Raw genomic sequence first — 17295 nt, 5'->3', positions numbered from 1 at the left:
TTAAGGGTTCAACCTACTCCTCCTGCCGTAGGCGTGCGATGTCTTCGCCAAGGAAGCTGGGTCGCGCTATTTGCGGCGTTTGCCCCAGCCGTATCCTTCAGGGGCCTTGACGACGGGCTCCTCGGGATCGGCGGCGTCGCGCTTCAGCCTCTGGTTCAGCCAATTTTTCTTGAAAAGCAGGATGTCCTCGCCGAGCGCCCCTTCGATCTCGGCGACATCCATCGGTCCGGGCGCGCGCTCCAGTATCTGTTTGGCCTTTCGGTAGACGAGCTTGCCCAACTGGACGACCAGCGCCTCCAGCGTATCGCGCGCCATGTAGTCCGGTTGTGTCGGACGCGGCGGCGGGTCTTCGCCGGCGAACCAGTACAGTCCCGCCTGACCGGTTTCGGCCCTGACGATCCGCGAACCTTCGAGTAGCGGGGGCAGATCGCGATAGGGGCGCTTCGGCCTCCAGCTCATGCTCTTGCCGAGTTCGTCGCAGATTTCCTTGGGGCCGAGCGGGTAGCCGGTCTGCCGCAGCAGGTGCGCAGCCTTTTCGGCGACCAGCGGGTTGGCGGCCTTCTCCCAGTCGGACTTGCGGACGGGTTTGGTCGCCGCGGCCAGGGCGGGAGGGTCGAGCTCCGCCGACAGTTGTTCCAGCCGCCGCAGGACCCGCACACGTCGGGTCTCCCGGTCGAACGTCGGCCGTTCCGGCAGGGGCTTGGCTTGCTTGACCGCTCCCGCGGCGGCCGGCTTCTTCTTGGCCACCCTGATGCGCTTGCCGGCCGAGGCGGGGCGCGCTGCCCGGGATCGCGCCGGTGCAGCATCGGCCTCATCCTCGATGGCCTCCAGAAAACCCGGCATGTCCGGCGAAGCGTGCGCGACCTCCGTCCGGCGGACCGGCACGCCCCGGTTGCGGGCCGATGGCAGCGGGGTTGCGCGCGCGGGAGCGGTTTGGACTTTGGATTCCGGGCGGGATCGGCGCGGCCCGCCGTCCGGCTCCGGCTCGGGGCGTCGCGTCGATCGCGGTGCCGCCGGCGGCGCGGCGGCCGCCGCCGAGGCCGGGTCGAGGGTGATGCGGGACAGGATCCAGATGTCCTCGGCGAACTCCTGCGCCATCCGCCGCGCCGATTCCGGCATGCCGGTGGCGAGCGCGCGGCGCTCCGCCCGCCACCCGGTCAGCAGACGGCCGACGTTCAGCTTGCGGCCGGCGACCATCGTCAGCACGTCGGCCAGCAGCACCTTGGAGACCGAGCCGTGCGCGGCGAGCAGCCGGTCGGCCGCGTCGGAAACGGAGGCCCTGTCGGCCTTGGGCTTCGCCATGCGGATGGGCCTGTTCGAAGGAGGGTTCGAATCCTTCCTAACGGCAATTGGTTTGCAACCGCCTAAACTTGGCTCCCCCGCGTACCGGTATGGCGGGAGCGGGCACGTTCCCGGCGGGGTTACGGAGTTTCTCCCGGAGTTGGGTGGCTTGGCTAAAAATCTCCTTTGATTGCAATTTCTTGCCGAAAAGACGTCAAAGGAGCTGGACTGTAACGGCCTAGCGATTCGGCCATGCGCCGTGCTCGCGGAGCCCCGCCGGATAAGGCTTTTCCAACAACGGCTTGCCTAATGGTGGCACTTGGCAACGCGGAAGGACCCGATCGGGAACAAACGGGATACGACGGGACGGTCAGGGACCTAGAGTCCCGGAGTTTCCCGGGAGCGGAACCCTCGCGTTCCCGCCATCGTCGGTCCGGTCCCCCGTCGCTTGGTGATGGACGCCGAGACCGCTCGCGTTCCCGGAACCGCAATGTTCCCGGAACCGGAGCGTTCCCGTGACGCGCGGGACCCGCCGCCGCCCGAACCTCCGGCGGCGAAGCCGCGCAGGACGTCTTCTTCGGACAGTACTAAGGATTGATTGGGTGACGCGCACCCGACGGCCCCGCGATTCGGTGGGCGCGGGCACCACCGCCGGGACTCCTCGACCCCGCTTCCTGCCGCGCCCGTTTTATCGAGGGCGACCCGGGCCGCCGCCGCATCGATGGCGTTGGCCCCGCGCAGACGTGAGGCGGCCGGCCCCGAGGGAAGGAGCTCCGCCGGGACGATCTGACGAAGCTAAGGATTCGGCGCTGCCGGCGACGCGTCCGGGCCGGTCCCTTCGGGGCGAACGCCGCGACTCGGAGCCACGTCCACAGCGTCGTCGAAACGTCGCAATTGATTCCGGGCCGGGAGCCCCAACAACTTCTGATAGGATTGGGAATCCGCTGCCTGCGCCGTTCGCGGGCGGCCTCCCCGGGCCGTCACATTCTCGGGGGAGCGGGTGGACAAGTCAGCATCAAGCCGCCGCGGCGGTGACCGGTCAACTGTTCCGATGCCGCTACGCGCTGTTGGTGGGTCCAGTCCGGGATCTCTGAGGATTGTCGGCCCGCTGGACCCTCTTTGTCTTTGTCTCAGTCGTCTCGCTGTTTGGAGATTCGCGGCTTCCTTCCGCGTTTGTCGCCTATCGTGCGTGCGTCGAGAATCGCCTGGCTTATCCTCGCTTCGCGAACCCGAATGCCAACTCCGATCTTCGGATCCTTCTCGTCCTCCAGAAATTCGACGCCCATCTCCTGAAGGGATTTCACGAGCGCTTCGAGCGTTCGGTTGTGCAAAACGCGACCGCCTTTTTCGAGATGGGCAATCGTACGGGTCGCGACACTGGCGTCTAGGCCAAGTTCGGATTGGGAGATGCCGAGCCATACGCGCGCGGCTGCGATTTGCCGTCCGTTAACCATGAATGTGCATTCCTGATGCACTTGTGCATTCCTGCGCTATAGTTCTCGTCGTCGAAACGAGATGAGGACATGGATCACCGATGACCGCACACCACACCAAGCTCGAAGCTCTCCTTGAGAAGCCGCCCAAGGGCATGAACGGGACCGATGGCTGGGCGAGCATTCCGGGATTTCCTGGCGGCGTCGTCGAAGACTCGGCGCCGGCTTCAGGCGCGAGCGATTCGGTAGGCTACCCAACCTACATCGGCAGCCACGCTTGGAAAACCAATCAAGGTCGGCTCGCCGAGCTGCGTGCCTCCGGTTATCGCTGCCGCATCTGCAACGCGTCCCGGGCAGAGGCCCGCCTTGAGGTCCATCACCGCACGTACGAAAATCTCGGCCGTGAACGCATGGCCGATCTGACGACGCTCTGCGCGCCATGCCATGTCGTCGTCACCTGCGAACTCCGCGCGCGGAGGTATGCGAACCAGCCGGTGGCGGCGACGGCGGACTTCGTTCCCTCCGCGGATCCGGCACCGCTCTTCGACTCCACCTATGCGACGGGGGGCGTGTGATGAGCGTCGAGCACATCAAACTGCGGCTGGTGGGCGTCGGCCCGATGCTGATGCGTTCGTCGAAGCTCGCCGATCCACTCGACAAGACGGCGAAGGCTCTCGCCAAGGTCACCTCGAAGCGGAAGAAGACGGACGCCGACCACATGAGGATCGCCGAACTCGAGTACCGGGGCGCCCTCTGGCTGCACCACGGAATGCCCTGCCTGCCGCAGCAGACCGTCAAATCGGTGGCCGTCGACGGAGCAAAGAAGACCAAGATGGGCGAGATCGCGAAGGTCGCGTTCCGGTCGGAGGGAGCCGCGCTGCTGCAATACGACGGTCCGAAGACCGCGGACGAACTCTGGGCGGCCGAGCGCTTCCGGCACCGTGCCGTCGTGCGGGTGCACGGTTCGTTGACCGTCCGCACCCGCCCGCTGTTTCCCGAATGGAGCGCGTTGATCCACGGCACGTTTTTGCCGTCCATGCTCGATCGCGACGAAATCATCGGCTTCTACCAGACGGCCGGCTTGTTCGGCCTCGGCGACTACACCCCGGAGTTCGGCCGCTTCCTCGTCGAGGAAGTGAAGCTGGAATAGAGCTAGGCGTGCTGGGGCGTGGCCCGGCGAGGCATGGCATGGCCCGGCGTGGTTATCCACGAGATGCGCCGGTCCGAAAGGAAATAGCGAAAACCGCCGTGAATGTTCAGACGCGCACCGTCTGCGCGAACGATGGAGTGCGACCATGGATAAAGACCGCCACCGCGGCAACGACGAATCCCCGGATGTCGACAACGCTGCGCCGGACCCGCTTGCCTGCTGGCGGAAGTTCGGTGCGGAGAGCTTTGACGAGAGGCGCATCGCCGAAGTCGAGGATTTTGTCGCGCGCATCTCGTCGACGATCCCGGAGTGGCGGAAAACCATCGAAGGAGATGCCGCCGCTGCCGCCAATGAAGCTGCCGCTCGTGCCGCTGCCGCGATTGGCGCCCGCAGAACGGAACGTTCTCGGTGACCGTGATCGAGTAATCGGCTCGCAGGCGGGCGTGGTCCGGCGAGGCAGGGCACGGTCCGGCGTGGCGAGGCGAGCCAGGGAGGAGACGCCGGCTCAGTCCGGCGTCTCCGTCAAATTCAAGACGACGGCGGTTGTCCGGCGCGCGGCCCTTCGCGCGAACCGGGGAGGCTTGCCGAAAGGAAGGAATGATGAGTAACGAACTGGAACGACGGCCGGACGGAGTGTTGGGCGCCGCGACGACGACTATCCACCGTCGCGCAATGCGGCGACCGCCGACGGCGTGGTGGCGCTCCATCGGCTCGAAGGGCTTCCATAAGATGGCCCTCTGGGAGATGCGCCGCTCGATCGAGAAGGTCGAACTGCTCGGAGAGCCCCGCTGGCGCGACGCCGTTGCTGGCGATGCGGCAGCCGCCATTGGCATCGTGCTTTCGATGCGACCGGAAGACTCCTCCCGCCAGAAGTTCGACTTGGCCATGACGGCGCTCGTCGTTTGCGCGTGCGGGGGGAGCGCCGCGGCGTGCATCGTTCTAGCGAATGTAATCAGGCGCTTGCCGAGCGCGGGTAACGCCGAGGCGCGGATCGCCACCTCGTGGAGGGTGCGCGCCTTCCGATCCTTAGTGGACTGCAGCCGATTAGAGAGGCCGAGATGAGGGTCCAGATCATGAGCGACCTTCACGTCGACTTCCCGGGCGCGCGCGGCATCCCGCCGTGTGCGGCGGGAGCGGACCTCGTGGTGGTGGCGGGCGACACCTGCCAAGGACTCGTGAATGCGATCGAAGCGTGTCGCCGCGCGTTTCCGAACGTCGACGTGGCGATGGTGGCGGGCAACCACGAATACTACGGATACACGCTACGTGACGAACTGGAGGCCGGCCGCGTTCGTGCCCGCCAACTCGGCGTCCATCTTCTCGAGAGCAGCATCGCGTACTTCGGCAGCAAGCTGTTGGTGGTAGGGGCTACCCTGTGGACGGACTACGGGCTGTTCGGCGAGACCCTGCGGATTCCCGCGATGCGGACCGCGGCCGACGTCATGCGCGATCACAAGAGGATCAAGTGGCAGCGAAACCCGTGGATGCGATTCAGGCCCGAAGAGGCGAGGGCGCTTCACCTGCAGTCGCGCGCGTTCATCGAGACAGAGCTCGCCAAGGCGCAGGACGGCGTCCGGAAGGTCATGGTGCTCACGCATCACGCCGCATCGATTGAGGCTGTAAATCCCCAGTTTCAGCGCAGCATCGTCTCCGCCGCCTACGCCTCGGAACTCCTTCCGATCATCGATCGCTACCAGCCGGCGTGGTGGGTGTCGGGGCATACGCATCACTCGATGAGCTTCCTGCGCGGGCGGACCCGCCTGCTCAGCAATCCGCGCGGCTACGCCGACGAAAACCCCGTGTTCGATCCCTCCTACACCATCGAGGTGGACAATGACTGATCTACGAAGGCTCGTCGCCATACTGGTCTTGGAGAAGGTGCATCCGCCCTAGTGCGCCGCCGCGCCGACCTCGGAAATCGATGCAACGGGACCATGGAAATGACGGACGATATCTACACCGCGATGATGATGGCGGAGCGCCCGCCGCACGGCAGTCGCGAACGTACGGCTGAGGCGCCGGATCGCGCGACGGGCAGCGTGGTCGGCAGGACGCCGGCGGGGATGGGACCGCTCGAACTCGAGCAGTACAAGAAGGAGTGGCGTGCGAGCTATCGCTTCCGCAGCGCCGTGGCCGAGGTCGCCGCCGAACGCGCGATCGAGCTCATGAGAAAGAAACTCCAGGACGAGGCGCTCGCCGCCGCCGAGAGGGCGATGGGGCAGGAGCACCGAGTTGCCGGCACTCGGGGGTTGGCGAAGCTGCGCGAGGCGGCGCGTCGATCGCAGGAGGACGACGACGAAGAACGCCTTCCGTCAAAGAAACCCGACTCGAAATTAGAAACCTACGCCATCAGCGCGGGCGAGGTCGCTGCGAGCCTCATCTTCGCGAGACTGTTTGACAAAAGGCCGCAACTGCTCGCCGCCGTTAGGAGCGCCGCGCCCACCGTTGTCCTCGACATCCCGGATGTCGAGATGCTCGGCCGCGTCGGCGCGATGTGGCAGAGTGTCCTGTATCCGGACCCGGACCGCCTGATGGACGTACAGCGCGATACCGCGGGCCGCCGCGCCCGCTACGACGCGGTCTATCTCTTGATCAAGGAAGTTCCGAAAGGAAAGGACAAGCCAGCGGCCGAAACCGCGGCGCTGTCCGCGCTGACGCTCGCGCTTCCATTCTTCGCGTTGTCGCCTCTCGGCACCACGCATCTGCCGCAAACCGTCCTCAAGGCGGCGTGTGAGCGCATCGAATTTCCGCCCATGGACCCGGCGACGATCGCGCGCGTCATCCGCATCATTACCGGCAAGCCTTGCCGCGAGAATATCGCGCCCGACCTCGCCGCTAGGACGAGCGTCTCGGACCTGATCGTGGCCGTCAGGTTCGACCGGAGCCCCTCCCAATGTCTGGCCGAGCTTCGCCGCCTGGCCGCGGCGAAGGACACCAACAAAAAATCGCGCGATCTCACCCTTGCGCAGCTTCATGGACTCGGTGAGGCAAGGGCGTGGGCGGAATCCGCCATCGCCGACATCAAGGCCTGGAAGGCCGGTGAGATCGGCTGGGACGCGGTCTCCTCTGCTGTGGCGCTAACCGGGCCCCCCGGCACAGGCAAGACCACGTTCGCCAAGGTGTTCGCGGCCGAGGTCGGTCTCGCGCTGATCACCGCAACGCTGGCAAAGTGGCAATCGAGCGGGGACGCGCATTTGGGACATTTGTTGCGGGCGATGAGGCAGGACTTCGACGCCGCGCGTACGCAGGCGCCGTGCGTCCTCTTCATCGACGAGGTCGATAGCTTCCCTGACAGGGCAAGCCTGACGCACTCGCATAAGGACTACGTCATCGAAGTGGTCAATGCTCTCCTCGAGCAGGTCGATGGCATTGCGGGCCGCGAACGCGTGATCGTGATCGGGGCGAGTAACGACCTTTCCCGCTGCGATCCCGCGTTGCTCCGCTCCGGGCGTCTCGACAAGGTCGTGAGGATCGGCCTGCCCACTCAGGACGAACTCGAGAAGATGCTCCGCGTCAGGCTGGCCGGCGCACTCGCGGATGCCGACCTTCGCCCGATCGTCGAACTCGCGGTGGGCATGACGGGGGCCGACATCGAGCGCGTCGTCAAGGACGCCAGGCGCGTCGCGCGGCAAGCGAGCCGCGCGGTGACGCTCGAAGACCTGCGCGGTGCGCTCGTCGAGGAGGACCCGCGTCCGCCGGAGTTACGGTGGCGTGTGTGCGTGCACGAGGCCGCGCATATCGTGGCGGATGTCTTGAATTTCGGTCCGGACGACGTCTTTGCGACGTCGGCATACATGGGTTCACGCGGCGGCATCTCGGTCCGCACGAACCTGACCCCGCAGGCTGGCACCTACGACGACTACCATAAGCGTCTACAGGTCATTCTCGCCGGCCGAGTTGGCGAGGAACTTCTGCTCGGTGCCGGTTCGCATGGTGCCGGCGGCGAACCGGACTCCGATCTGGATCAAGCAACCAGGATCGCGGCGGCCATGGCCGGAAGTCTGGGGCTCGCAGGACCGACGCCGCTGACCTTTCGCGGTCCGAAGCGCGAGGCGCAGGCTTTCCTCGCCTTCGAGGAAATCCGCACGGCCGTTAACGGCGAGCTTGCTAAAGCGGCGTCAGCGTGCCGCCTGACTCTCGACGCCAACCGGGATGCCCTCGAGGCCGTCGCGATGGTGCTCTTCGAGCGCGGACGCGTCGACGGTGCGGAAGTTGCCGAGCTTCTCCGGTCTCACCCAGGTGGGAACCCCGGGCCGGGGCGCCCGAACGCCATAAAGCCGGTCACCGCGACGATCGAGAATAAGGCCGATCGCAATATCGTTGGCGGAGCCAAGTAAGGGTACGCAATCGAAGCAGTTGCGAGATGTGTTCGTCCTAGCCACGTTTCCCACCCGACAGGCGGAGCGTCACCCTCTGAAAGATCGCGCAGGTCCGGCTTCTTTCCAATCGGCGTTACAAAGAAGCTTCTAAGTAGGCGTTCTTCTTAAGGACGATCAGTCAACGGCGCTCCTTCAGCCACTTAGAAGGGCGGCATGCAAAGAAAGGCGCCAGACTCGAGCGCTTTGTAAGTCGCTCAACCGTGACCCAGGCGCTCAGGGACAGGTTCGGCAACTGGAGGGCTCAGTTTTGTCCAGCTCAACCCCATCCTCATATTCAAGTTACTGATTTACGATATAAATTAGGATCATGCTTGAATGTAGACGGGTGGTTGTATTTTGTCCAGATTGGGACTATATCCATATCCGACAAAGGAGCGATTCATGTTGAAGGCCCGTAAGTCGAGCCCGGCCGAGCTCAAAAAGGGGCCGCCCCGGCTCGATAACTCGCGCCTCATGCCCGCCAGCCGGCGGCGGCTCAGCGCCCCTGCTTTGCGGACTTTCCTCGCCATTGCGGATCTGTGGGGGTTGACGGAAGAGCAGCGCCTCCTGGTCCTCGGATATCCCTCTCGATCCACGTATCACAACTGGTGCAAGCTGGCGCGCGAGCATGGCGCCTTCACCCTCGATGTTGATGTCCTCACGCGCATCTCGGCAATACTCGGGATTCATCAGGGTCTCGCGATTCTGTTTCCGACAGAGCGGCTTGGTGTCGAATGGCTGCGAAACCCGCACAGCGCGGTCGTCTTCGGCGGGCGACCGCCGCTCGAGCTCGTGACCAGCGGCTCTCAGGACGGGTTGCTTACGGTGCGCCGTTTCCTCGACGGCGCGCGCGGCGGCCTCTACATGCAGCCGAACACCCTTGACGAGGCGTTCACGCCTTACGACGACGCGGAAATCGTCTTCCGGTGACGGACGCTTTCGCCCCCTCGCCACGGCCCGCCCATCGTCTGATCCCGTCGCAATTTCCTCCCATCGGGCTGTTCGATACCGTCGCGACGGCGGCCGATCTTGCAGCGGTGATGGAGCTGGTCGGTTGGACCAATGATCGGCTCGTGGCCGATCGCATCGACCGGCTGCCGCGGCGTGAATGGGTCTATGGGGTGCCCAATGCCAGCATCGTTATGGCAGCTTTCTTGCACGTCGCTCCCGGCGGGATGCGATTCAATGGTCCCGAGCTCGGGGCGTGGTACGCAGCCGACGATATCCGGACCGCGGCTGCGGAAGTCGGTCACCACCTGCGGCGCGAAGCGGTCGCCCGCAGCGTAGCCACCATGACCCGGACATACAGGGCCTATGCCGCAACGTTGTTAGGCGACTATCTCGACATCAGGGGGCAGCAGACCGCGCACTCTGAGGTTTATGCGAGCGACCGTTATGACGCCTCGCAGAAGCTCGGCGAGGAGGTTCGCGCGTCAGGTGGCGCAGGACTGCTCTACGACAGCCTGCGACGGCGGAACGGAATCAACGTCGTTGCGCATCGGCCGCGCAACATCACAGACATTATCCAGACAGATCATTTCGAAATTTCAGTCCTGGCGACGTCGCGCATGATCGAAGTCCGTAGGCTGTAGCATCCTAGAGCAATCAACGATCCTGGCGGTGAGCTGAGCGAAGAGCGGCAGCTCATGCGGCTTCGAAGACGATGAGGTCAAGCAGCTTCCCAAGCTGCATATGAGGGTTCGATTCCCTTCGCCCGCTCCAGCTTAGCAAGTCTCGTCGAAACCTGGCTACCGCCGCTCTTCGACGGGTGCGCGAGCCAGCCCAGGACTCTGCTTCCGTCGATGAGCCCCTTGTCCGCAGCGAAGGCGAGCGCTGCCGCTGGGGTCGGGCCCAGCCCAATGAAATAGGCGTCGCGACGAAGATGACGCAGCGTGGGGAGGAAGTTGCGCTCGAAGCTACGACGCAGCACCTCGACACGCTGGACTTCCTCGAACGACCCCGCGAAAGAGTTTTCCTCTGTCAAACGCTGCATGAGGCACAACCGACGTTGCGTGAAGGAGATGAGCCCGTCCTTGCCAAAGCTCCGAGGCGCGACCGCCTCCCAGCAAGCTCATGGTGCCCAAAGCATCGATCATGCGTTCAAGATTGGGGCGCATGGTCGGTCCGCCGAACGCTGCAAGCCTCTTGACCCTGCGAAGGATCTCATCGTCCGGCAAACCCCGCCTCAATAGCCGACCCGCTTCCTCGCACGCCTCGTCACGCTGGATCGGGCCTGGCGTGATCCCCACGATCACAAGTCTGGCCTCAACGTTGATATGCTCGAACGGCACATATTCGAGCGAGTACCTGCCGTCGGAGTCGACGGTCAGCGGTGCGGCGCCCTTACGGAACGGTGCGTTTTAGCCTTCCTGGCAGCGCGGACGCTGATTAACAGACTCGATCACTCTCGATGCCCGTGTCGGCGCGCCACTTTGGCGTCGTACCTCTCCGCTAAACTGGCCAAGACCACATCGAGCTTCGGAGCCGCGGTCGATAGATTGATCCCAAACATTTTCTCGAGAAGCTCGGTTCGGGGCCGAATTTTAGGCGCGTTTGGAAAGCGCTCTGAGCCTTGGACTATCTGAGACTCAAGAAGGGTGGTCGCGCCGTCCTAGGGCAAAAGGATTGCTCAGAACGTAAGTCGCTTGGCCCCTATGAACGGATCAGCTCTTTCTCCACCCATTGAATCACGGAGCTATGAGTCGGCTTCCAGCCGAGTTCGCGGCGTGCTTTTTCGCCTCGGACGCGGCTGTTGGAGCCAAGCGCGAACACGGCAAGCTCGCGGCCCCACTTGGCGATGGCGTCCTCGGCTGACCAGGATTGGGCCGGTCCCAGTCCCAGCGCCTTGCCGATCGCGCGGACGAGATCGCCAAATGACGCCTCGCCGTTCTCCACGTAGTAGAAGCTGCCGGCGGGGGCCTTTTCAAGGGCTCGCATATAGAGATCGGCCATGTCGGCAATGTGGACATTCGACCAGATGTTGAGGCCGCGTCCGATATAGCGCGAGATGCCGCTTTCCCGGGCTTGCGCCACAAGCGGAGGGATCTGCACGCTCTGCGCCGCCGGGCCGAGCGTGCGGCCATAGATCAGGCTGTTGCATAGCACGATGGTGCGCACGCCGGGCGCAGCATCAACGATCAGCTTATTGACTGCGACGCGGTGCTCCTTGTCGGGTTCGGGCTTCACCGGCGTGTCCTCGGTGAAGATCTTGTCCGACGGCTCGCCCATTGCTTCGTCGCCGACGAGGCTTGTGCCGCTTGTGTGGATGAACGGCTTGCCGGAACCCACAAGGCCAGCGAGCGTCGCTTCGACGGCACCTTTGTGGTCGCTGTCGGCGGCATTGATCACCGCGTCCGCGGCTTTCGCTTCGGCGGTCAGCAAGGCCGCCTCGTCGAGGGTCCCGACGACGGGCGTGATGCCCTTGGTGCGGACGCCGTCCACTTTGCTCGCGCTGCGGACGAGGCCACGCACCTGATGCCCCTGCGTTGCAAGGAGGGTTGCCACCGAGCCGCCGATATAGCCGCTCGCCCCTGTCACGAAGATCTTCATGCTACGCTCCTTTCGTCGTTGTAGGTCGGGTAGTCGGTATAGCCGTTTGCGCCGCCGCCATAGTGGAGCGCGCGGTCGACCGCGGCGAGCGGCCAGTTATTGCGTAGCCGTGAGACAAGATCGGGATTTGCGATGAACGGCTCGCCGAATGCGGCGATGTCGATCAGCCCGTTGTCGAGGAGCTTTTCGGCTTTATCGCGCGTCATGCCGCCAGCGAGAATGAGGACACTCTTGTAGTGTGCGCGGAATTTCCCGAGGAAGTCGACAGGAATGGTGGAACTGCCGCGTGACTTCTGATCCATCAGATGGACGTATGCGAGGTTGCGCTTCGTCAATTCGTCGGCGAGATGAAGATAGGTTTCCTCGATCTCGGGATAGTGTCCCATGTCGAACAGGCTGCCGTAAGGAGAGAGGCGGATGGCCGTGCGTTTCGCGCCCACGCGTGAAATGACGGCGTCCACAGCTTCGAGTAGGAAGCGCGTGCGGCCTTCGAGCGTATCGCCGCGATAGGCATCCGTGCGGTCATTGACGAGGGGGTTAAGGAACTGCTCGATTAGGTAGCCGTTCGCGCCATGCAGCTCGACACCGTCAAATCCGGCATCGATCGCGTTAGCCGCGGCCTCGGCAAAATCGGCGATGACGCCGCGTACTTCCGCCGTGGACAAGGCGCGTGGCTTGGAGACATCGACCGCACCGGGGGTGCCGTCGTCCTTCAGGCCCCAGGCCTGCGAGTTGTGCGCGATCTGCGCGGTCGAGCTTACAGGAGCGATACTGCCGGGCTGGTTCGACACGTGGCTGACGCGGCCGACGTGCCAGATCTGGGCGAAGATGGTCCCGCCCTCCTCGTGTACAGCGTTGGTCACCTTGCGCCAGCCTTCGACCTGCTGCGGCGTATAGATGCCGGGAATAAAGAGAAAGCCCTCGGCGGTGCGCGAGATCGGCGTGCCTTCGGTGACGATCAGGCCGGCGCTGCTGCGCTGCCGGTAGTAAAGCGCAGTCAGGTCGTTGGGCACGCCATCCGGATTGCGCGAGCGGGTCATTGGCGCCATGGCAATACGGTTGCGAAGCGTCCGGCTGCCGAGGGTGAATGGTTCAAAGAGCTTGTTCATTTCGAATGTACTCATGCTGTGGATTCGGTTTTAGCGGTCCCACACCGGGGCCAGTCCAGGCGGGCTGACGATTCGCCCATCGGGCTGCGCCAGCGCGTGGAGCGCGGCCATTTCCTCGGCGATCAGGTTGAAATCGAAGATCGTGAAATTCTCAGGCACGCGTTTCGGGTTGGCGGTCTTGGACAAGGCGATGACGCCGTCCTGCTGGACCAGCCAGCGCAACACCACCTGGGCGGCGCTCTTGCCGTATTGTGCGCCGATCGCCTGGATCAGGGGATCTGTGATCACCTTGCCGTCAGCCATGGCGTGGTAGGCGGTAAGAGCGAGGGTCGATTTGCGTATGGCGTCGAACAATACTGACTGATCGAGATAGGGGTGGTACTCGACCTGGTTGGTCACGAGCGGCGCCTTGCTCAGCGAGATCGCCTCTGTCATCAGTTTCGTTGGCAGATTGCTGACACCGATGTGACGGGCCTTGCCGGCGGCCCGTACAGCGTTCAGCGACTTGATCTGATCGGCAAGCGGCACGTTGTCATTCGGCCAATGGAGCAGCAGCAAGTCGACGTAGTCGGTGCGCAACTTGTCGAGGCTTTCATCGACGGAGGCCAAGAATTTTTCGGCCGGATAGTTGTCGACCCAGACCTTCGTGGTGAGGAACAATTGATCGCGTTTCGCGCCGGCCTTCTCCAACGCGCGACCAAGATCGGCCTCGTTCTGGTAGATCTGCGCAGTATCGAAATGGCGGAAGCCGACATCGAGTGCTACAGGCACAACCTCTTCGACTTCCTTGCCCGACATGCGGAACACACCGAAGCCGAGCGCGGGAATCGAGGCTCCGTGAACTGTGACGTGATGCATCGAGTTGTCCCTTCGAGTTTCTGTCAGGCGGCTTTGACCGTTGGTGCGGTCGCGCCTAGGGCGGGAAGGATTTCGCTGGCAAGCTCATCGAGCACTTCGTCGATCGGACGTGATGATCGGCGCAGCAGCACTGCGAGATGGTCGACGCCGACGCGCCGCAGGGCCTCAAGATGGTCGAGGAAACGATGTCGGCCGATCCGCGCGCCAAAGTGATGGGGCGTCGCGCCTTCATCGGGATCGTCGGCCAGGTCGAGATGGAAGGCGCTGATGAATGCGCCATCGGACCCGCGCGCCGCATGCCACGCGCCGGCCTGAGCCGTGAGCTGGGTGATGTCGCCGGGATAGACGAATTGTCCATCCATGTTCGCGGCGATCCATTCGTCGGTTTGTTGCGCTCGACCCGCCACGACGAGAGGAATTGCGGCCTGTGCTGGACGTGGAAGCAGATCGAATGTCGGCTCCCGCTGATTGTCGCCGACCGGCAGTCCGCCGGGCTGCCACGCCGCGCGCAGATAAGCGACAGACTCGCGGAAGCGTGCGCCGCGGCTTTCAAAATCGAGACCAAGGAGCGGATATTCGATCGGCCGGTCGCCTGACGCGACACCCAGGATCAAGCGGCCGTTGGACAGCGCGTCCGCCGAGGCGGCGGCCTTGGCGATCATCAGCGGGTGACGGATCGGCAGCACCACGGCAGCCGTGCCGATGGCGACGTTCTGCGTGATTCCCGCAAGAAAACCGAGATATGTGAAGATGTCGTAGACCGAGCCCGCATCGCCCATGCGCACGCTGTCGAATACAGGGACGTCGCGCATCCAGATCGCGGCGAATCCCGCCGCATCCACCTTGCGCACATATTCGGTATGACCGCTCAGGTCCGGAACGCCCCGCGGGCGGCCGTCGGCGCTCCGTTTCGCTTCACCTGCGACTGACCAGTCATTGTCGAGCGGAAGCTCGATGCCGAGCGTCAAGCCGCTGGGTCTGCATATAAGGTCAAGTGCGGAGGGTTGGGCGGCCATGTCGTGTCCATCAGCGGCAAAGCGACAATCGTTTGTTGCCCGGAACATGAAGGCATTGCCGCGGCTTGATAATTCGTCGGGAGTCCACATAATCTGTGATGCAATTTCACAAGTGGGGTTTAGATGGACAATCGAGCTGGCGAGATGCAGGTGTTCGTCAGGGTCGTGGAGGCGGGCAGCTTCTCGGAGGCAGCGCGGGTCTTGCTGATGACCCCATCTACGGTGAGCAAGCTGATCGGCCGCATCGAGGAACGATTGGGTGCGCGCTTGATCGAGCGCTCGACGCGTCGTCTCTCCCTCACAGACGAAGGTCGACTTTATTATGAGCGTAGCGGCGCTCTGCTCGCCGAATTGGACGACATCGAGCGAGAAATGACCCACGGTGCCAGTCATGCCGGTGGCACAGTGCGGGTCAATGCGTCGGTGGCGTTCGGCGTTCTGGGGATCGAGCCTCTGCTGCCAACCTTTTGGGAAAGGTATCCGAACATTGTGGTCGATCTCTCGTTATCCGACGAGATCGTAGACCTCTATCTCGACCGGACCGACATCGCGTTCCGGGTAGGTGCGCTGACGGACTCCAATCTAGTTGCGCGCAAAATCGGCTTGGCCCGACGCAAGATCGTCGGCTCACCTGCCTATCTCGCACGTCGTGGTGCGCCACAGTCGTTCGAGGAACTCGACAATCACAATTGCCTCGGCTTCAACTTCCGCCGTGCGGCGCCGGTCTGGCCGCTACGGCAAGGCGGCCGCATCGTTGATCGGATGGTTCACGGCAGCCTGCTCGCCAACAATGGCGAAACCGTACGACGCCTCGCCATCGGAGGCGGCGGATTGGCGCGCCTCGCCGACTATCACGTCGCCGCCGACATCGCTGCCGGCCGTCTCGTCGAAGTCTTAGCGGATGACGCCTACAGCGACGCCGAAGAGGTGCATGCACTCTATCTCGGCGGACCGAGGATGCCGCAAAGGGTGCGGGCCTTCCTCGATTTCACGGTCCCGCATCTGCAGGCGTTTATGACAGGCGATTGAGTACGGCCGGCGCGCGGTCAGTCCCGCTCGAGAAGGCTTTTAAGATCGGCCAGGCCCCGGCTGTAGATCGCCTCAAAATGCGCAACCGCTTCTGCGGCACTCCAGCCTGCCCCCGTGAAGCTGCTTGACCAAGTGACGCGTGATTTTCCCACGGCGACGTCATTGACGATCATCGTCGCCACATAGTCGGTGACCTGATCAGGCGCCGTCACGTGGGTATAGGTAAAGCGTTTGGCGGCCTCTTCGAAGCTCAGCAACCGCTCGACGATGACCGAAGCGTCACCCGTAACAAGCCGCCGGACGCGGCCGCCATCCTCAAGGGTGCTGCTTGCGACGACCTTCAGCCACAGCGGCAGGTTGTCGAACCCTCCGACAATTGACCAGACCGGCTCGGTTGGTGCAGCAATTCCGGTGCTGATGGATGCGTTGGCCATTGTTGTCTCCTGTCGAGAACCGGAATCCGCTCAGCGGATCGCGACCGGATTGATGTTGACTTGGGTTGAGCCGACATACAGCGGCTGGCCGAGCACAAACAGGAATTCCCAAGCCTTGTCGCGGACGAGCGCGCGGCTGTCGATCAGTTCGAGATTGTAGATACCGTTCTTGGCGAGCATGAACTGGTTAACCGGGAACTCCTGTCCGTCCTTCGCCGGATAAATTTCCGATGCCCAGGTGTCGCCGCCGAAGGCGACGATACCCTGTTCGGCGAGCCAGCGGGCGGCCTCCATGCCGATGCCGGGCTCAACGGCAAGGAACTTCTGATTGTCCTTTCCAATCAGTTCCAGCCAGCCGGTGTTGAACAGCACGACGTCGCCCTTGCGGAGCGTGATGCCCTCCTTCTTCAGCACTGCCTTGATGTCGGCGACGGTGAATTCAGTGTCGGCCGGCACGATCGGCTGGCCGTAGTGGGCCACCATGTCGACCACAACGCCGCGCGTGACCATCGGCGGGACCTTCTCGATGCCAAGCTTCCTCACACCTTCGACCGTCACGAAGTCCTGTGCTCGGTTGCCGTTGTAATAGACATTGTCGATGCCGATATGGCCGATGCCGTTGAGCTGGGTGCCAACGCCTGTCCAGCCGACTACCAACTCGTCGTTGAAGCTGAACTTGTTGGGGCCGTAGGTGGCGCCGCCGGCTTCGCCGGGCTGCGTATTGGTGAGACGGAAGCTGCGATGACGAAAGGCCGGCAGATTCTTATCGATCGGTACAGCGAGCGGATAGGCTTTGCCGGTCTTGACGAGCTTCGTTGCGTTCAGGACCACATCAGGGGTCAGGATATTGGCGGCGCCCATCTCATCCTTGAGGCCGTATTTGGACGGAAACCAATCCGCAGCAAAAGCAGGTGTGATGAATGTGAGCGCCAGGGCGGCGGCGACGCTGCCATACCTCCGTACGTTCATGTTATTCTCCTTTTTACTCAACCTTTAAAGCGATGTGGCTAGTGCTGACAGGCAAAGCGGCACGGATCGGATTCCGCAGAGACACGCGCTTCGGTGCCGCCGATCCGCC

At 63.5% G+C, this 17295-nt stretch carries 17 protein-coding genes and 1 tRNA gene; 10 read left to right on the top strand and 8 right to left on the bottom strand.

The window, feature by feature from the left end; translation table 11 throughout:
• Positions 1 to 66: 66 nt before the first annotated feature.
• Together V1278_RS01020 and V1278_RS36805 are read right to left on the bottom strand one after the other, a co-directional pair.
• On the bottom strand, positions 67 to 1302 hold the full coding sequence (locus V1278_RS01020; RefSeq protein ID WP_334379406.1) for a hypothetical protein: 1236 nt from the start codon (positions 1300 to 1302) through the stop codon (positions 67 to 69).
• 1109 nt (positions 1303 to 2411) lie between these two features.
• Positions 2412 to 2735, bottom strand: coding sequence for a helix-turn-helix domain-containing protein (locus tag V1278_RS36805; RefSeq protein ID WP_442893698.1), 324 nt, complete (start codon positions 2733 to 2735; stop codon positions 2412 to 2414).
• An 80-nt stretch (positions 2736 to 2815) separates the two neighbouring features.
• Between V1278_RS36805 and V1278_RS01010 the strand changes: the two genes are divergently transcribed.
• The 9 genes from V1278_RS01010 to V1278_RS00970 all read left to right on the top strand — a co-directional run bounded on the left by V1278_RS01010 (position 2816) and on the right by V1278_RS00970 (position 9944).
• On the top strand, positions 2816 to 3289 hold the full coding sequence (locus V1278_RS01010) for a hypothetical protein (RefSeq protein WP_334379404.1): 474 nt from the start codon (positions 2816 to 2818) through the stop codon (positions 3287 to 3289).
• Positions 3289 to 3864 carry a hypothetical protein gene (locus tag V1278_RS01005; RefSeq protein ID WP_334384072.1) on the top strand — a complete coding sequence of 192 codons (576 nt, stop codon included), beginning with the start codon at positions 3289 to 3291 and terminating at the stop codon, positions 3862 to 3864. The genes V1278_RS01010 and V1278_RS01005 overlap by 1 nt, the downstream gene beginning before the upstream one ends.
• Positions 3865 to 4009: 145 nt before the next feature.
• Positions 4010 to 4276, top strand: a complete 267-nt coding sequence (locus tag V1278_RS01000; RefSeq protein ID WP_334379403.1) for a hypothetical protein — start codon at positions 4010 to 4012, stop codon at positions 4274 to 4276.
• A 188-nt stretch (positions 4277 to 4464) separates the two neighbouring features.
• Entirely contained in the window at positions 4465 to 4926 is a 462-nt protein-coding gene (locus tag V1278_RS00995) for a hypothetical protein (RefSeq protein WP_334379402.1), read from the top strand.
• 11 nt (positions 4927 to 4937) lie between these two features.
• Positions 4938 to 5705 carry a metallophosphoesterase gene (locus V1278_RS00990; protein WP_334379401.1) on the top strand — a complete coding sequence of 256 codons (768 nt, stop codon included), beginning with the start codon at positions 4938 to 4940 and terminating at the stop codon, positions 5703 to 5705.
• Between the two features lie 99 nt (positions 5706 to 5804).
• Positions 5805 to 8201, top strand: a complete 2397-nt coding sequence (locus tag V1278_RS00985; RefSeq protein WP_334379400.1) for an AAA family ATPase — start codon at positions 5805 to 5807, stop codon at positions 8199 to 8201.
• Positions 8202 to 8696: 495 nt separating this feature from the next.
• A complete protein-coding gene (locus V1278_RS00980) occupies positions 8697 to 9152 on the top strand; it encodes an MbcA/ParS/Xre antitoxin family protein (RefSeq protein WP_442893791.1) in 456 nt (151 codons plus the stop codon).
• Positions 9149 to 9814: an RES family NAD+ phosphorylase gene (locus V1278_RS00975; RefSeq protein WP_334379398.1), complete on the top strand. Its 666-nt coding sequence runs from the start codon at positions 9149 to 9151 to the stop codon at positions 9812 to 9814. The genes V1278_RS00980 and V1278_RS00975 overlap by 4 nt, the downstream gene beginning before the upstream one ends.
• Before the next feature lie 32 nt (positions 9815 to 9846).
• Positions 9847 to 9944, top strand: a tRNA-Ser gene (locus tag V1278_RS00970).
• Positions 9945 to 10874: 930 nt separating this feature from the next.
• Here V1278_RS00970 and V1278_RS00965 read toward each other — a convergent pair.
• From V1278_RS00965 to V1278_RS00950, 4 genes are read right to left on the bottom strand one after another with little or no spacing between them, the layout of a single operon-like run.
• A complete protein-coding gene (locus tag V1278_RS00965) occupies positions 10875 to 11771 on the bottom strand; it encodes an NAD-dependent epimerase/dehydratase family protein (protein WP_334379396.1) in 897 nt (298 codons plus the stop codon).
• Positions 11768 to 12880 (bottom strand): alkene reductase, encoded by a 1113-nt coding sequence (locus V1278_RS00960; protein ID WP_334379394.1) that lies wholly within the window; start codon positions 12878 to 12880, stop codon positions 11768 to 11770. The genes V1278_RS00965 and V1278_RS00960 overlap by 4 nt, the downstream gene beginning before the upstream one ends.
• A gap of 30 nt (positions 12881 to 12910) precedes the next feature.
• On the bottom strand, positions 12911 to 13738 hold the full coding sequence (locus V1278_RS00955; RefSeq protein WP_334379393.1) for an aldo/keto reductase: 828 nt from the start codon (positions 13736 to 13738) through the stop codon (positions 12911 to 12913).
• 23 nt (positions 13739 to 13761) lie between these two features.
• Positions 13762 to 14754: a TIGR03571 family LLM class oxidoreductase gene (locus V1278_RS00950; protein WP_334379392.1), complete on the bottom strand. Its 993-nt coding sequence runs from the start codon at positions 14752 to 14754 to the stop codon at positions 13762 to 13764.
• A 123-nt stretch (positions 14755 to 14877) separates the two neighbouring features.
• Here V1278_RS00950 and V1278_RS00945 point away from each other — a divergent pair, with 123 nt between their 5' ends.
• Complete coding sequence (locus V1278_RS00945) at positions 14878 to 15783, top strand: LysR family transcriptional regulator (protein WP_334379391.1); 906 nt, start codon at positions 14878 to 14880, stop codon at positions 15781 to 15783.
• A gap of 17 nt (positions 15784 to 15800) precedes the next feature.
• On the opposite strand, the gene V1278_RS00940 is transcribed toward V1278_RS00945, so the two are convergent.
• Together V1278_RS00940 and V1278_RS00935 are read right to left on the bottom strand one after the other, a co-directional pair.
• Positions 15801 to 16217, bottom strand: coding sequence for an SRPBCC family protein (locus V1278_RS00940; RefSeq protein WP_334379390.1), 417 nt, complete (start codon positions 16215 to 16217; stop codon positions 15801 to 15803).
• Between the two features lie 30 nt (positions 16218 to 16247).
• Positions 16248 to 17186 (bottom strand): cyclase family protein, encoded by a 939-nt coding sequence (locus tag V1278_RS00935; protein ID WP_334379389.1) that lies wholly within the window; start codon positions 17184 to 17186, stop codon positions 16248 to 16250.
• Positions 17187 to 17295: the final 109 nt, after the last annotated feature.

This window comes from Bradyrhizobium sp. AZCC 1577, from assembly GCF_036924575.1.
Taxonomy (GTDB): domain Bacteria; phylum Pseudomonadota; class Alphaproteobacteria; order Rhizobiales; family Xanthobacteraceae; genus Bradyrhizobium.
Note: the sequence above shows the minus strand (reverse complement) of the source record. Positions and strands in the feature narration are given on the sequence as shown.

Excerpts from the sequence above, each read along its gene's own strand:
- V1278_RS01020 (WP_334379406.1), bottom strand. The coding sequence starts at position 1,302 with ATGGCGAAGCCCAAGGCCGACAGGGCCTCCGTTTCCGACGCGGCCGAC.
- V1278_RS36805 (WP_442893698.1), bottom strand. The coding sequence starts at position 2,735 with ATGGTTAACGGACGGCAAATCGCAGCCGCGCGCGTATGGCTCGGCATC.
- V1278_RS01010 (WP_334379404.1), top strand. The coding sequence starts at position 2,816 with ATGACCGCACACCACACCAAGCTCGAAGCTCTCCTTGAGAAGCCGCCC.
- V1278_RS01005 (WP_334384072.1), top strand. The coding sequence starts at position 3,289 with ATGAGCGTCGAGCACATCAAACTGCGGCTGGTGGGCGTCGGCCCGATG.
- V1278_RS01000 (WP_334379403.1), top strand. The coding sequence starts at position 4,010 with ATGGATAAAGACCGCCACCGCGGCAACGACGAATCCCCGGATGTCGAC.
- V1278_RS00995 (WP_334379402.1), top strand. The coding sequence starts at position 4,465 with ATGAGTAACGAACTGGAACGACGGCCGGACGGAGTGTTGGGCGCCGCG.
- V1278_RS00990 (WP_334379401.1), top strand. The coding sequence starts at position 4,938 with ATGAGCGACCTTCACGTCGACTTCCCGGGCGCGCGCGGCATCCCGCCG.
- V1278_RS00985 (WP_334379400.1), top strand. The coding sequence starts at position 5,805 with ATGACGGACGATATCTACACCGCGATGATGATGGCGGAGCGCCCGCCG.
- V1278_RS00980 (WP_442893791.1), top strand. The coding sequence starts at position 8,697 with ATGCCCGCCAGCCGGCGGCGGCTCAGCGCCCCTGCTTTGCGGACTTTC.
- V1278_RS00965 (WP_334379396.1), bottom strand. The coding sequence starts at position 11,771 with ATGAAGATCTTCGTGACAGGGGCGAGCGGCTATATCGGCGGCTCGGTG.
- V1278_RS00960 (WP_334379394.1), bottom strand. The coding sequence starts at position 12,880 with ATGAACAAGCTCTTTGAACCATTCACCCTCGGCAGCCGGACGCTTCGC.
- V1278_RS00955 (WP_334379393.1), bottom strand. The coding sequence starts at position 13,738 with ATGCATCACGTCACAGTTCACGGAGCCTCGATTCCCGCGCTCGGCTTC.
- V1278_RS00950 (WP_334379392.1), bottom strand. The coding sequence starts at position 14,754 with ATGGCCGCCCAACCCTCCGCACTTGACCTTATATGCAGACCCAGCGGC.
- V1278_RS00945 (WP_334379391.1), top strand. The coding sequence starts at position 14,878 with ATGGACAATCGAGCTGGCGAGATGCAGGTGTTCGTCAGGGTCGTGGAG.
- V1278_RS00940 (WP_334379390.1), bottom strand. The coding sequence starts at position 16,217 with ATGGCCAACGCATCCATCAGCACCGGAATTGCTGCACCAACCGAGCCG.
- V1278_RS00935 (WP_334379389.1), bottom strand. The coding sequence starts at position 17,186 with ATGAACGTACGGAGGTATGGCAGCGTCGCCGCCGCCCTGGCGCTCACA.